We start from the raw sequence: 14,336 nt of genomic DNA on the forward strand, positions 1-14,336 counted from the left end.
GGTCTCAGGTGCCCAGGGCTTCGTGTCTGGAGGAGACCACGTGCTCGATCTCTACTACTGGCCCACCCCCAACGGCTGGAAGATCTCCATCATGCTGGAGGAGTGCGGGCTGCCGTACCGGCTCGTTCCGGTCGATATCACGCGCCGCGAGCAGTTCGAGCCGGCCTTCCTCGCGGTGAGTCCGAACAACCGCATCCCGGCGATCATCGACAACGACCCCGCAGGCGGCGGTGGCGCGGTCGGCATCTTCGAGAGTGGCGCGATCCTGCAGTACCTGGCCGAGAAGTCGGGGCGTTTCCTGCCGACGGACACCGCGCACAAGTACCGGGTGCTGCAGTGGGTCTACTGGCAGGTCGGCGGGCTGGGTCCGATGGCCGGCCAGAACGGCCATTTCCTGCTCTACGCGCCGCAGCGGATCCCGTACGCCATCGACCGCTATGGCGCCGAAGTGCGCCGCCTGTACCAGGTCATGGACAGGCAACTGGGGCAGACCGGCGCCTACCTCGCCGGCGACTACTCCATCGCCGACATGGCTGCCTTCCCGTGGATCATGACGCACAAGGCGCAGCAGCTCACGCTGGACGAATGGCCGGACCTCAAGCGGTGGTTTGCCGACGTGCGGCAGCGCCCTGGGGTGCAAGTGGGGCTGGCGGTCGGCAAGTCGCTGCGCAAGCCCTCGGCGCCGATGGACGACGAGACCCGGCGCAGCCTGTTCGCCGGAACGCAAGCCGCCGGACCAATCGAGTGAGCACCATGGCCGACCTCGAGTTTTTCTTCGACTGTTCCAGCCCCTGGACCTACCTTGCGTTCCACAACGTCCAGCCGATGGCGCGCGAACTCGGCGCCACCATCCGCTGGCGGCCGATCCTGGTGGGCGGCGTGTTCAACGCGGTGAACCCCACGGTCTACGCCACGCGCAGCAATCCCGTACCGGTGAAGCAGGCCTATTCGACCAAAAGCATGCAGGACTGGGCGCGCCTTGCCGGCATCGCGATCAACCCTGCGCCGACGCTGTTCCCGGTCAACAGCGTCAAGGTCATGCGCGGCTGCCTGGCAGCCGCGCAGCAGCAGCAAGGAAAGCTCGTCGGATTCGCGCGCGCTGCCTTCGAGGCGTACTGGCGCGACGACCAGGACGTATCGCAGGACGACGTGATCCGCGGCATCTGCGCGCAGTCCGGAGTCGATGCCGACGCGCTGCTGTCCGCCATCGCCCAGCCTGCCGTCAAGGCCGCCCTGCGCGCCAACACCGACGAACTGATCGCGCGCGGCGGCTTCGGATCGCCCACGATGTTCGTGGCCGGCGAAGACATGTTTTTCGGCAACGACCACCTGCCGCTGGTGCGCGCCAGCCTGCAGGCGCGCCTGCCAGCCCGTTGATCCTGCCGGCGACCGGGCAGAGGAGTGGCCTGCGCACAGGCACGCGCTACGGATCAAAGAAAAAGTGATGGGTCCGGATAACAAGATGTCGCTGTTCGGAATATCCCGCGTTGGCTAGCATGGGCCTGACTAATGGCTCCTTTGGGCGACGAAGCGAGATGAATCTGAGAGACAAGGCCGTTGTATCCGGGGTGGGAGAGACCCGCTACGTGCGCGCACCCGGCTCCGGCAAGACCCCGATCTCGCTGCAGCTGGAGGCCGCGCTGGCCGCCATTGCCGACGCCGGGCTGAAGCCGACCGACATCGACGGGCTGATCCCGTTCGCCATCGGCCCGCTGGTCGCCGAAGACTTCATCACCAACTTCGGCATTCCCGACCTCAGCTTCTCCGCCCTCACGCCGCTGGGCGGAGCCAGCGCCACGGCCAGCCTGCAGTGCGCGGCGGCCGTCATCGCCTCGGGTGTGTGCCGGCACGTGCTGCTCTCGCTGGGGCGCAACGGCTACTCGGGCACTCGCATCACCAGCCGCATCGCCGCCATGCCGCAGTTCCGCGTTGTCGGCGAGTTCGAAGTGCCCACCGGCGCCGTCGCGCCCGTGCAGTTCTATGCGCCGATCGCGCGGCGCCACATGGAGCTGTATGGCACCACCAGCCGCCAGCTTGGCGAGATCGCCGTCACCATGCGCCGCCACGCGCTGCTGAACGACAACGCCGTCATGACGGAGCCGCTGACCCTGGAAGAGCACCAGGCCGCCCGCATGATCTCCGACCCGCTGCGGCTGTTCGACTGCAGCCTGGAGAGCGACGGCGCCGCCTGCGTGGTGGTCAGCGCCGCCGACCATGCCAAGGACATGCCCAAGCGCCCCGTCTTCATCTCCGGCGTGGGTGAAGGCCATCCCGAGAGCCCCAGCGCGGTGAGCCAGCGCGCCGACCTGCTGGCCTTCGGCACGCACAAGGCGGCGCGCAAGGCCTTCCACATGGCCGGCGTCCAGCCCGCCGACATCGATGTGGCCGAAATCTACGACTGCTTCACCTTCATCGTCCTGCGCCAGCTCGAGGAGCTCGGTTTCTGCGCGGCCGGCGAGGGCGGTGCATTCGTGCAGGACGGCGGCATCGCACTGGGCGGGCGCCTGCCGGTCAACACGCACGGCGGCCTGCTGTCGCAGGCGCACGTGGGCGGCATGAACCACATCGTCGAGCTCGTGCGCCAGCTGCGCGGCGAGGCCGGCCGCGCGCAGGTGCAGGGCGCCGAGCTCGGCCTCGTGACCGGCTTCGGCGACATGTGCGACGGCTCCGTCGCCATCATGCGGAGGGGCTGATGTCCGCGAGCAACTATCTCGTTCCCGAGCCCGATGCGGGCCCCGACACCCAGCCGTACTGGGACGGGCTGCGCGACGGCCGCTTCCTGGTGCAGAAGTGCCGTGGCTGCGGCAAGCGCCGCCACTACCCGCGGCCGCTGTGCGACCGCTGCCATTCGTTTGACACCGAATGGGTGAGCGTCGAAGGGCGCGGCACCGTGCACAGCTGGACGGTGTGCCACCACGCCTTTCTGCCCGCCTTCAAGGATCGCGTGCCGTACCTCATGGTGATTGCCGATATCGACGGCGACGTCCGCGTGAACCTGCAGCTCGAAAGCGCGTCCCACCAGCCGCTGAAGATCGGCGACGCGGTGCGCATCGAGTACCGCACAGTCAACGAGCGGCTCACGTTGCCGGTCCTGGTGCGCGAGGCGGCCGATGCGTGAGTTCGCCTTCCCGGCGCTGGCCTTCCCGCCGGAGGCAGACCGCGAGCGGCTGCGGGCCCGCGCGTTCCTGGAGGCCGAGCGCGATGCCGGCCGGTTCGTGCCGCACAAGTGCTCCTGGACCACGTACGACCCCGCGTTCAGCAGGCGCGCGGCGCAGCAGGGCTTCGTGGCCATGACCTGGCCCAAGGAATGGGGCGGCCATGCGCACTCGCCGCTGGTGCGCTTCGCCGTCACCGAGGAAATGCTCGCGGCCGGCGCCCCCTGCGGCGCGCACTGGATCGCCGACCGCCAGTCTGGTCCGCTGATCCTGCGGCACGGCAGCGACGCAGCCCGCAAGGCGATCCTGCCGCGCATCGCGGCCGGCGAATGCTATTTCGCCATCGGCATGAGCGAGCCCGACACCGGCTCCGACCTCGCCGGCGTGCGCACGCGGGCCACGCGGCGCGAGGGCGGCTGGGCGATCAACGGCAGCAAGATCTGGACGACCAACGGCCACCTTGCGCACTACATGCTCACGCTGGTGCGCACCAGCGGCGCGCCCGAAGACCGGCAGCGCGGCCTGAGCCAGTTCATCGTCGAGCTGAAGTCTCCCGGCATCACCATGCGGCCCATCCTCGACATGGCCGGCCGTCACGAGTTCAACCAGATCTTTTTCGACGACGTGTTCGTGCCCGACGAGATGCTCGTAGGCCGCGAAGGCGAAGGCTGGGCCATGGTCACGTCCGAGCTCACGCTGGAACGCTCCGGCCCGGACCGCTTCCTGTCCGACTACCGCCTGCTGGTCGAAGGCATCTCGGCCATCGGGCCCGAGCCCGACCGGCACCAGGCGGTGGCGATCGGCCGCCTCGTGGCGCACCTGCTGCCGCTGCGGCGCATGTCCGCGTCCATTGCTGCCCAGCTCGCGGGCGGCACCGACCCCAGCCAGGAGGCCGCACTGGTCAAGGAGATGGGCACCAATTTCGAGCGCGAGGTGCCCGAGGTGCTGCGCACCGTGCTGCCGCTGGACACCGCCACCGAAGGCGACGCCTGCGCCGAGAGCTATGCCGACGTGCTGCTGTCCGCGCCTTCGTTCACGCTGCGCGGCGGCACCCGCGAGATCATGCGCGGCGTCATCGCGCGCGGGCTGGGACTGCGCTGATGGACACGACGACCGACATGGGCCCGATCCTGGCCGACCAGCTCGGCCGCCTGTGCGCGCAGTTCGCTGCCGGCGCACCGGCACACGACGCCGACGGAATGGCCGAGGGCCTGTGGGCCGAGATCGCCAGCGCCGGTTTCCAGAACGCGCTGCTGCCCGAGGAGCATGGCGGCTACGGCGTCACCCCCGCGCAGGCGATGGGCCTGGTGCGCGCGGCTGCCCGCCTGGCCCTGCCGGTGCCCCTGGCCGAAACCATGATGGCCCTGGGCCTGCACGCCGCAGCCGGCGGGCAGGCGCTCGAAGGCGCGCTCAGCTGGAGTTGCGAGGCCGGCCATGCCGACGAGGCGCGCGGGGAGCTGCGTGTGGCGGCCCGCGCCCGCGCCGTGCCGTACGGCCGCTTTGCAGCCCATGTGCTGGTGCCGGTGCTGTGCAACGGTCGGCTGCACCTGGCGCCGTTGCCCGTGGCGCAGGCACGGGTGGAGCCCGGTGGCAACCTGGCGGGCGAGCCGCGCGACACGCTGAGCTGGACCGGCGTTCTCGTGCACCGGTCGGCGGCGCCGCAGATCGGCGATGACGGCATCGAATCGCTGCAAGTGGCTGGCGCCTTCCTGCGGGCGCAGCAGATGGTGGGCGCGATGCAGCGGGCGCTGGCGCACGCGGTCGGCCATGCGCAGGAGCGCAAGCAGTTCGGCCAGCCCATCGGGCGCTTCCAGGCGGTGCAGCAGCAGCTCGCGGTGGCGGCAGGCCACCTGGCCGCGGCCACCGCGGCGGCAGACGCTGCCGCCGAAGCCTATGGCAGCGCGTCGTTCGGCTTCGCGTCTGCTGTGGCCAAGAGCCGCGTGGGCGAGGCGGCCGGAATCCTCGCGGCCACCTGCCACCAGGTGCTGGGCGCCATGGGCTTCACGCGCGAGCACGAACTTCAGAAGGTCACCCGCAGGCTCTGGGCCTGGCGGGACGAGTACGGCAACGAAACGCTCTGGCAGGAGCGGATCGGCCGCAGCATCTGCGCAGCCGGCGGGGCGTCGCTATGGCAAACGGTGGTGGCGGGTTTCCCGCCGGACAACAGGGAGAACAGGCATGGTTGACCGCAAGGCCGGGCAGGGGCCGCTGGCGGGGGTGCGGGTCATCGACCTCACGAGCGTGATCATGGGTCCGTTCGCGACCCACATCCTCGCGGACATGGGTGCCGACGTGATCAAGGTCGAGGCGCCCGAAGGCGACTCGTTCCGCAACTACCGGCCGCTGCGCAACGAGGGCATGGCGGGCAGCTTCCTGCACCTCAACCGCAACAAGCGCAGCGTGGTGCTCGACCTCAAGCAGCCCGAGGGCAACGAGGCACTCGGCAAGCTGATCGCCACGGCCGACGTCTTCATCCACTCGCTGCGCCCCAAGGCCATACAGCGTCTGGGCTATGGCTATGAGCGCGTGCGCGAGATCAACCCGACGATCGTCTATTGCGGCGCGTTCGGCTTCGGCGCGGCCGGCCCCTACGGCGACAAGGCGGCGTACGACGACCTGATCCAGGCCGGCTCGGGCCTGGCGTCGCTCGCACTCGCCTCGCGCTCCGAGCCGGCCTACATGCCCACCGTGCTGTGCGACAAGCTCACCGGCCAGGTGGCGGCGTACGCCGTGATCGCGGCGCTGTTCCAGCGCGAGCGCACCGGCCGCGGCGAGGAGATCGAGGTGCCGATGTTCGAGACCACGATCGAGTTCGCGATGATCGAGCACATGGGGGGCTCGGCGTTCGTTCCGCCGCTGGGCGAGCCGGGCTTCCACCGCGTGCTGTCGCCGCGCCGCAAGCCCTACCGCACCAAGGACTCGTACGCCTGCATCCTGCCGTACTCCGACCGCAACTGGAACGACTTCTTCCGCTTCACCGAACGCACCGCCCTGATCGGCGACGCGCGCTTCGCCGACCTCACGAGCCGGGTGCAGCACATCGATGAGTTGTACTCCGTGGTCGAAGAGGAAGCCCTGCGCAAGACCACCAGGGAGTGGGTGGATTTCTGCGACGGCGTGAGCATCCCGTGCATGCCGGTGCTGTCCATGAGCGAGCTCCCGCATGACGAGCATGTGAAGGCAGTCAAGCTGTTCGAGACCGCCGAGCACCCGTCCCAGGGCGCCTACCGTGTGCTGCGCAGCCCCATCAGCTTCGCGTCCTCGCCGTTCCGCGTCGTGCGCCACGCGCCGCGGCTGGGTGAGCACACGCAGGAGCTGCTGGACGAACTCGGCTGCCTCGACCCCGCGCCCGCAGGAGTCGCCAAATGACCGCACACCTGGAATTCAGCGTCGATGCCGGCGTGGCGCGCATCCGCCTGAACCGGCCCGAGCGCATGAACGCCTTCACCTTCGAGATGATCGAGCAGTGGACGGCGGCGCTGCGTGAATGCCGCGAGCGCTCGGATGTCAAGGTCGTCGTCGTCACCGGCGCCGGCGAGGCTTTCTGCAGCGGCGGCGACATCGTGGAGATGCAGGACCGCCTGGAGCAGTCGCCCGCGCAGCGCAAGGACGAACTCTTCGACAAGATCCAGCGCATCCCGCTCGCGCTGGAAGACCTCGACAAGCCCGTGCTGGCCGCGATCAACGGCGCCGCGACCGGTGCCGGGCTCGACCTCGCACTGATGTGCGACATCCGCTATGCGGCGCAGGGTGCACGCATGGCCGAGACCTACCTCCGCGTCGGCCTGGTTCCGGGCGCCGGGGGCGCGCACTTCCTGCCCAGGGTGGTGGGCACGGCGCGCGCGCTGGAGATGTTCCTGACCGGAGAGTTCATCGATTCGGCCGAGGCCTTGCGCATCGGCCTGGTGAACAAGGTGTTCCCCGACGACACGCTCATGCCCGAGGTGGAACGCATCGCGCAGCGGATGGCGCGGGCGCCCAGCGTGCCCATGCGGATGATCAAGCGGGCCATTTTGCAGGGCGTGCGCAACGACCTGCGCACCAATCTCGACCTGATCTCCTCCCACTACGCGGTGGCCACGGCGAGCGAGGAGCACAAGCAGGCGGTGCGGGCGTTCGTGAAGGAGCGCAAGTCGTGACCGATCGGAACGGCAAAGCCGCGGCGCCGCTGCTTCCCCTGCCGCTGCGGCCGCGGGACGAGGATCGGCTGCGTGCCGCGCTGCGCGAAGCGGACCTGTCCATCGTGCTGATGGTGCTGGTGCAACTGACCGGCGAGGCCCGGTATCTGGACGAGTTCGCCGCCGCCGTGCGCCCGGGCGCGAGCCCGGACGCGACCACCACAGGGCGGCTGCACGAGCTGCTGGTGCAGGCCCTGTACGACGCCCGCGGCCCGGCGCCCGAGCTCGACGCCGCCATGTTCGGCCAAATGATGAGCGTATGCGTCGGCCAGGAAGTGCCGCCCGAGTACGTGCCGATGATTCGCGAGGACCTCGGTTTCGAGACTGCCCCGGGCCTGGCCGGCGCGCACACCCTCGCGCAACGCCTGGGCGAGGACTTCCGCATCCTGATCATCGGCGTCGGCGCGGCCGGCCTGTGTGCGGCCATGCACCTTGCGCGCGCCGGTATCGCGTTCGAGATCGTCGAGAAGAACCCCGACGTCGGCGGCACCTGGTTCGAAAACCGCTATCCCGGCGCGGGCGTGGACGCGCCCAACCACCTCTATTCGTACTCGTTCGAACAGAACCACTCCTGGTCCCGATTCTTCGTTCGCCAGCCGGAACTGCTGAAGTACTTCCAGGACTGCGCGCGCCGCTACAACCTGTACGAGCGCATCACGTTCGACACCGAAGTGGTCTCGGCGAAGTACGCGGACGGCGAGGCCGTGTGGCACGTCACCCTGCGCGGCAAGGACGGCCGCCTGCAGGAGCGCCGCGCCAACGCCGTGATTTCGGCGGTGGGGCAACTCAATCGTCCGTCCATCCCGCAGATCCCGGGGCTGGAAGGCTTCGAGGGCACGGCGGTGCACACAGGCACCTGGCACGAGGGCGTGCAGGTCGCGGGCAAGCGAGTCGCCATGGTGGGCACCGGCGCCAGCGGCATGCAGGTGGCGCCCACCATCGCGCCGCAGGTGGAGCGGCTGACGATCTTCCAGCGCTCGCCCAACTGGATTCGCACCCGCCCGCGCTACCACGAGGAGGTCGGCCCGGGCAAGCAGTGGGTGCTGTCGGCGCTGCCGTTCTACGCCACCTGGTATCGCTTCCAGCTGTTCTGGGCCAACAGCGATGCGCTGCACCAGGCGCTGCAGAAGGCGCCGGGCTGGAGTGACAGCCGGTCCATCTCGCCGCTGAACGCCGATTTGCGCAAGGATTGGGAGGGCCATATGCGCTCCTGCGCCGGCGACGACCGCGAACTGCTCGGCAAGGTGCTCCCCGACTACCCGCCATTCGGCAAGCGGCCCTTGCTGGATAACAAGTGGTTCGAGATGCTGCGCCGCCCGAACGTCGAGCTGGTCACCGATCCGGTCGATCGCATCGACGGCGACGCGGTGGTAACGCGTTCGGGTTCGCGTCACCCGGTCGACGTCATCGTCTTCGCCACCGGTTTCCAGGCGAGTCGCATGCTCTATCCCATGGACATCCAGGGGCGCCACGGCACGAGCTTGCGCGAGCTGTGGGGCGAGGAGAACCCGCGCGCCTACCTGGGGATGACGGTGCCGGGCTTTCCCAACTTCTTCCTGCTGTACGGGCCCAACACCAACCTCGGGCACGGTGGCAGCGTGATCTTTCATCTCGAGATCCAGGTGCGCTATATCCTGGGTTGCCTGCAGTTGCTGGCCGACACCGCAAGCCGTGCCATGGAATGCCGCCAGCAGGTGCACGACGACTACAACCAGCGCGTCGATGCTGCGCACGAAGCCATGGTGTGGACCCATGCCGGCGTGAACAACTGGTACAAGAACCGCTTGGGCCGGGTGACCACCAACTCGCCCTGGCGCATCGTGGACTACTGGACGATGGCCCGCGCGCCGCGTGAAGCCGACTTCGTGTTCGACCGGCGGCACGGCGGCGGGGAGCCGCGCTGATGCAGCCGCCGCTCGACGCCATCATCGTGGGCGCCGGCTTCTCCGGCGTGTGCCTGGGCATCCGACTGGTGCAGGCGGGCATCCGCTCGTTCGTGATCCTCGAGAAGAACGCGGGCCTGGGCGGTTGCTGGCACGACAACGACTACCCCGGCGCTGCATGCGACGTGCCGTCGCTGCTGTACTCCTACTCGTTCGCGCCCAAGCACGACTGGAGCCGCGTCTTCTCGCCGCGCGAGGAGATCCGGCGCTACATCGAGGACTGCGCACGGCGATTCGGCGTGCGCGAGCACGTGCGCCTGAACACCGAAGTCGTCAGCGCCACCTGGGACGCCGAGCGCAGCCTGTGGCGCGTGCAGACAGAGGCCGGTTCGCTGCTCGCCCGCGTCTTCGTCTCGGCCGTGGGGCAGCTCAGCCGCCCCAAGCTTCCGGCAATCCCCGGCCTGGACAACTTCGCCGGCCGCGCCTTCCACTCGGCGCGCTTCGACAAGGAGGCGCCCATCGACGGCGCCAACGTCGCCCTAGTGGGCAGCGGCGCGAGCGCGATCCAGATCGCGCCGGCGATCGCGCCGCGCGTGAAGTCGCTCACCGTGTTCCAGCGCTCGCCCACCTGGATCGTGCCCAAGGCCGACCGGCCCTTCGAGCCGCGCGAGAAGCGCCGCTTCGCACGCTTCCCCCTGATCGCCCGATACATCCGCTGGCGCACCTACTGGACCTTCGAGCGCACCTATGCCCGCATCCAGCTGGGCACCGAGCAGGCCGCCGCCTTCCGCGCCCAGTGCAATGCCTTCATCGACAGTTCGGTGGCCGACCCCGTGCTGCGCGAGAAGCTGCGGCCCGACCATGCCCCGTCGTGCAAGCGGGTGCTGAAGTCCAACGACTGGTATCCCACGCTGCAGCGCGAGAACGTGCACCTGGAGACGGGCGGCGTCGGCCGCATCGAGCCGAATGCCATCGTCACGCCGGAGGGTGTGCGCCACCCCGTCGATACCATCATCTTCGCCACCGGCTTCGAGTCCACCCGTTTTCTCGCGCCGATGGCGGTGACCGGGCGGGGCGCAGAGCGGCTCGATCAACGCTGGGTGGACGGCGCCAGCGCCTACTGGGGCATTGCGGTTCCGGGCTTTCCCAACTTCTTCATGATGTACGGGCCGAACACCAACGCCCACAACTCGATCATCTTCCTCATCGAGGCACAGGCGCGCTACATCGCCGACATGATCGGCCACGTCCACCACGGTCGCTTCCTCGAGGCCGATCTCAGTCCCGAGGTCATGGCGCGCTTCGACGCGCAGACGCAGGAGCGCAGCAAGCGCTTTGTTTGGGCCGACCAGTGCGGCAGCTGGTACAAGACCGCCGCGGGGCGCATCACCAACAACCTGCCGTATTCCACGCTCACCTACTTCCGTCGCACCTGGCGGCCCGACCTGGCCGACTTCGAGATCAAGCGTGCGCCCGCGGCGCTGCGGGAGGCTACGGCATGAGCAGGCTGCACGCCCCGCGCGATCTCACGTCGCTGCTCGCGCCGCGCTCGGTCGCGGTCATCGGCGCGAGCGACAGATCGCGCTGGTCGCAAGTCGCGTTCGCCAACCTGAGCCCGCCGGGCTTTTCCGGCACGCTGCACCTGGTCAACCGCCGCGGCGCGGTGGCGCATGGCCGGCCCTGTGCGGTCAGCTGCGCCCAGATCGGCGCGCCTGTCGATGTCGGCGTGGTCATGGTGCCGACCGATGCCGTAGCGGCCGCCATCGAGGACCTGGCCGCCGCCGGTGGACGGCATGCCGTGATCCTCTCCTCTGGCTTCGCCGAGCTCGGCGAGTCTGGCCGACTCGAACAGGACCGCATCGCCGCCATCGCACGGGAGGCAGGCGTCTCGGTGCTCGGCCCCAACAGCCTGGGGCTGGTCAACTACCTCGACGGCGTGGCCCTGTGGACGGCTCCTTATCGCAAGCCGCAGCGACCCGGCACCATCGCGGTTGTCTCGCACAGCGGCCAGGTGGCCTACCACCTTGCCAACGTCGCGCGGCACCAGGGTGTCGCACTCAGCCACCTCGTCACTACCGGCAACGAGATGGACCTGGACGCGACCGACTTCGTCGCCCACCTGATCGCCGACGACCGCGTGCGCGCGATTGCGCTCTACCTGGAGACGGTGCGCCGCCCCGAACGCTTCGTGCAGGTCGCGCGGCAGGCCGGCGCGGCGGGAATGCCGCTGGTGGTGCTGAAGATCGGCGCCAGCGAGGCCTCTGCGCGCACGGCGCAGGCGCACACGGGCGCGCTGGTCGGCGACGACCGTGCCTTCGACGCGATGTGCGAACAGTACGGCGTGGTGCGCGTGCACGCGCTCGAAGACTTGGTCATCACCGCCGACCTGATCGCCCGCACGGGCGTGCTGCGCCCGGGCGGGCTGGGGCTGATGTCCAACTCCGGTGGCATCTGCGGCATTGCTGCCGACGCGGCGGCCAAGGCGGGCCTGCCACTGCCGCAGCTCTCACCGGCGACGGTCGGGGCGCTCGGCGAGGTGCTGCCGGACTACGCCACCTGCCAGAACCCGCTGGACATCACCGGCGCCGCCGCGGCCGACCGGGCGCTGTTCGAGCACACGCTGCGCGTGCTGGCGGCCGATCGCGCGTTCGGCGCCGTGGTCTGCTTCGGCGACCTGCCGGCCAGCCGCGCCGAATCGGACGAGTCGCTGCTCGCCGGGCTGATGCACATGGGGCGCGCGGCGCAAGCTGCCGACATCCCGGTGCTGGTGATGAACTGCGTTCAGCGCGATGTGACGCCCGAGGGCCAGGAAATCGCCGCCGAGTACCGGCTGCCGCTGGTGGCTGCCGGGCTCGACCGCGGCCTCGCGGCGCTCGGGCGCGCGTTCCGGTGGTCGCAGTTCCAGCGCGGCGGCCAGCGTCCGCGCGAGGCGGCACGCGTGGGCTCCGTACAGGTTCCGCTGCCTTGTTCGGAGCACACGGTGCTTCAGCTGTTGCGCACGCACGGCGTTCCCGTCGTGCCGGCGGTGCTTGCCGGGTCCGCGCAAGAAGCGGTGGATGCTGCGCAGCGGCTCGGCGGTGCGGTCGCGGTAAAGATCTGCTCGCCGGACATCGCACACAAGAGCGAAATCGGCGGCGTGGCGCTGGACGTGCGCGGCCCCGACGCGGTGCGCGAGGCGTACGCCCGCGTGCTGGCCGGCGCGCCGCCGCAGGCGCGGGTGGAGGGCGTGCTGGTCGCGCCCATGCGCCCGCGCGGACTGGAATTGATCGTCGGCGTGAGCCGCGATCCCACCTGGGGGCCGATGCTCGTCGTGGGCCTGGGCGGCATCTGGGTCGAGACGCTCCAGGACGTGGCGCTGCGCCAGCTGCCCGTCGATGCGCAGGACGTGGCCGAGATGCTGCAGGGCCTGAAGGCCGCCGCCTTGTTCCGCGGCAGTCGAGGCGCGCAGCCGGTGGACATCGCCGCGCTCGCCCGCACCATCGCCCGCATCGGCGATCTCGCGCTGGCGCTGGGGCCGCGGCTGGAGGCGCTGGAGATCAACCCGTTGCGCGTGGAAGGCAATGGCTGCGAGGCGCTGGACGCGCTGCTCGTCATCGGGGCGCAGCCGCCCGAGGAGGAACCACGATGAACGCAGACCGCATCCCCGTCATCGTCGGGGTCGGCCAGGTCAACCGGCGCGACGATGACCTGGCCACCGCCACCGATGCGGCCGGACTCATGCGCGAGGCGCTGCTCGCCGCCGAGGCGGACAGCGGCACCCGCGCGCTCGACGCCTGCGACACGCTGGAACTGGTGCGCCTGTTCTCCTCGCGGATGGAGCACATCCCGCAGACGCTGGCCGAGCAGTTTCCCGGCATTCGCCAGCGGCCGCAGTTCGTCGCGGGCCATGGAAACTCGCCGCTGTTGCTGCTTAGCCGGGCAGCCGATCGCATTGCCGCGGGGCAGGCCCAGGTCTGCGCCATCGCCGGTGCCGAGGCCTACCGCACAGAGAAGCGGCTGGCCGCGCGGGAGGCCGCCAGCACGACGAACCCCGACACGATGAAGGGTGCGCTCGCCCAGCGCACCAGCGACGCGGCGCGCCGCTATGGTCTGGTCTCGCCCATCGAGATCTATCCCCTGTTCGAGAACGCCATGCGCGCCGCATGGGGGCAGACGCTGGAGCAGGCGCAGCAGGAGTCGGCCCGCATCTGGTCCGATTTCTCCAGGGTGGCCGCCGCCAACCCGCACGCCTGGCTGCGCCAGCCGCTAGAGCCCGCCGACATCCTGGCGCGCACGCCGCGCAACCGCATGCTCGGCTTTCCATACACCACGCTGATGGTGGCCAACAACAGCGTGAACCAGGGGGCCGCCGTCATCGTGGCCAGCCTGGCCGCAGCGCGCAGCCTGGGTGTTGCCGAGGACAGGCTGGTGTTCGTCGGCGCCGGCGCGGCGGCGGACGAGTCGCACGACATCCGCGAGCGCTGCACCTATCACTCGTCGGCCAGCCTCGAAGCGACCATCGGGCTCGCGCTGCAGCGCAACGGAATCGGTGCCGACGACTGCGACCTGGTGGACCTCTATTCCTGTTTCCCCTGCGTTCCGAAGTACGCGCGCCGGGTGGCCGGCATCGGGCTGGACCGGCCCCTGTCGGTGACGGGTGGCCTCACCTTCGCGGGTGGGCCGATCCGCAACTACGTGATGCATGCGGTGGCCGCGATGTCCGACGCGCTGCGTGCCGGCGAATCGCGCCACGGCCTGCTGTTTGCCAACGGCGGTTTCATGACCAATGCGCACGCCGTCGTGCTCTCCCGTGCACCGAACGACGGACTGCCGCGCGGCTTCGACGTGCAGGCGCAGGCGGATGCCAGGCGTGGCCCGATCCCCACTTTCGTGGACGCCTACGAGGGCCCCGCGCAGATCGAGACCTACGTGGTCATGCACGACCGCGAAGGCCGGCCCGAGCGCGTGACGCTGGTTGCGCGCGCCCCGGACGGCCGCCGGCTGTTCTGCCTCGGGCGGAACGCAGACACAGAGTTGGTGCAGATCCTGACGTCCGGCGCCACCGAGCCGGTGCGACAGGCAGGAGTCGTGGTTCGAAGCGGCGAGGGGTTGAACGTCTGGAAGACAGCCTAGCCCGGACC

12 protein-coding genes are annotated in these 14,336 nt (G+C 69.8%); all 12 read left to right on the forward strand.

Translation table 11 applies throughout. The annotated features are described in order from the left end of the window. The first annotated feature begins 40 nt into the window (after window positions 1–40). The gene (locus tag WG922_RS15590) at window positions 41–748 is read left to right on the forward strand and encodes a glutathione S-transferase N-terminal domain-containing protein (protein ID WP_340283652.1); all 708 of its coding nucleotides are present in this window, start codon (window positions 41–43) and stop codon (window positions 746–748) included. A 5-nt stretch (window positions 749–753) separates the two neighbouring features. Beyond that, window positions 754–1,377: a 2-hydroxychromene-2-carboxylate isomerase gene (locus WG922_RS15595; RefSeq protein ID WP_340283653.1), complete on the forward strand. Its 624-nt coding sequence runs from the start codon at window positions 754–756 to the stop codon at window positions 1,375–1,377. A gap of 158 nt (window positions 1,378–1,535) precedes the next feature. Then, window positions 1,536–2,693, forward strand: a complete 1,158-nt coding sequence (locus tag WG922_RS15600) for a thiolase C-terminal domain-containing protein (protein WP_340283654.1) — start codon at window positions 1,536–1,538, stop codon at window positions 2,691–2,693. Then, window positions 2,693–3,118 (forward strand): Zn-ribbon domain-containing OB-fold protein, encoded by a 426-nt coding sequence (locus WG922_RS15605; protein ID WP_340283655.1) that lies wholly within the window; start codon window positions 2,693–2,695, stop codon window positions 3,116–3,118. The genes WG922_RS15600 and WG922_RS15605 overlap by 1 nt, the downstream gene beginning before the upstream one ends. Next, complete coding sequence (locus WG922_RS15610) at window positions 3,111–4,256, forward strand: acyl-CoA dehydrogenase family protein (RefSeq protein WP_340283656.1); 1,146 nt, start codon at window positions 3,111–3,113, stop codon at window positions 4,254–4,256. Before WG922_RS15605 ends, WG922_RS15610 begins: the two co-directional genes overlap by 8 nt. Continuing rightward, window positions 4,256–5,341, forward strand: coding sequence for an acyl-CoA dehydrogenase family protein (locus WG922_RS15615; RefSeq protein ID WP_340283657.1), 1,086 nt, complete (start codon window positions 4,256–4,258; stop codon window positions 5,339–5,341). Before WG922_RS15610 ends, WG922_RS15615 begins: the two co-directional genes overlap by 1 nt. After that, entirely contained in the window at window positions 5,334–6,524 is a 1,191-nt protein-coding gene (locus WG922_RS15620; protein WP_340283658.1) for a CaiB/BaiF CoA transferase family protein, read from the forward strand. The genes WG922_RS15615 and WG922_RS15620 overlap by 8 nt, the downstream gene beginning before the upstream one ends. Further along, window positions 6,521–7,294: an enoyl-CoA hydratase/isomerase family protein gene (locus WG922_RS15625; RefSeq protein WP_340283659.1), complete on the forward strand. Its 774-nt coding sequence runs from the start codon at window positions 6,521–6,523 to the stop codon at window positions 7,292–7,294. The genes WG922_RS15620 and WG922_RS15625 overlap by 4 nt, the downstream gene beginning before the upstream one ends. Continuing rightward, window positions 7,291–9,237, forward strand: coding sequence for a flavin-containing monooxygenase (locus WG922_RS15630; protein WP_340283660.1), 1,947 nt, complete (start codon window positions 7,291–7,293; stop codon window positions 9,235–9,237). The genes WG922_RS15625 and WG922_RS15630 overlap by 4 nt, the downstream gene beginning before the upstream one ends. Continuing rightward, window positions 9,237–10,718, forward strand: a complete 1,482-nt coding sequence (locus WG922_RS15635; protein WP_340283661.1) for a flavin-containing monooxygenase — start codon at window positions 9,237–9,239, stop codon at window positions 10,716–10,718. The genes WG922_RS15630 and WG922_RS15635 overlap by 1 nt, the downstream gene beginning before the upstream one ends. Continuing rightward, window positions 10,715–12,844, forward strand: coding sequence for an acetate--CoA ligase family protein (locus WG922_RS15640; protein ID WP_340283662.1), 2,130 nt, complete (start codon window positions 10,715–10,717; stop codon window positions 12,842–12,844). Before WG922_RS15635 ends, WG922_RS15640 begins: the two co-directional genes overlap by 4 nt. Beyond that, window positions 12,841–14,328 carry a hypothetical protein gene (locus tag WG922_RS15645; protein ID WP_340283663.1) on the forward strand — a complete coding sequence of 496 codons (1,488 nt, stop codon included), beginning with the start codon at window positions 12,841–12,843 and terminating at the stop codon, window positions 14,326–14,328. Before WG922_RS15640 ends, WG922_RS15645 begins: the two co-directional genes overlap by 4 nt. Window positions 14,329–14,336 lie beyond the last annotated feature (8 nt).

Origin of the sequence: Ramlibacter sp. AN1015, from assembly GCF_037726105.1 — a bacterium.
Classification (GTDB): Bacteria; Pseudomonadota; Gammaproteobacteria; order Burkholderiales; family Burkholderiaceae_C; genus Ramlibacter.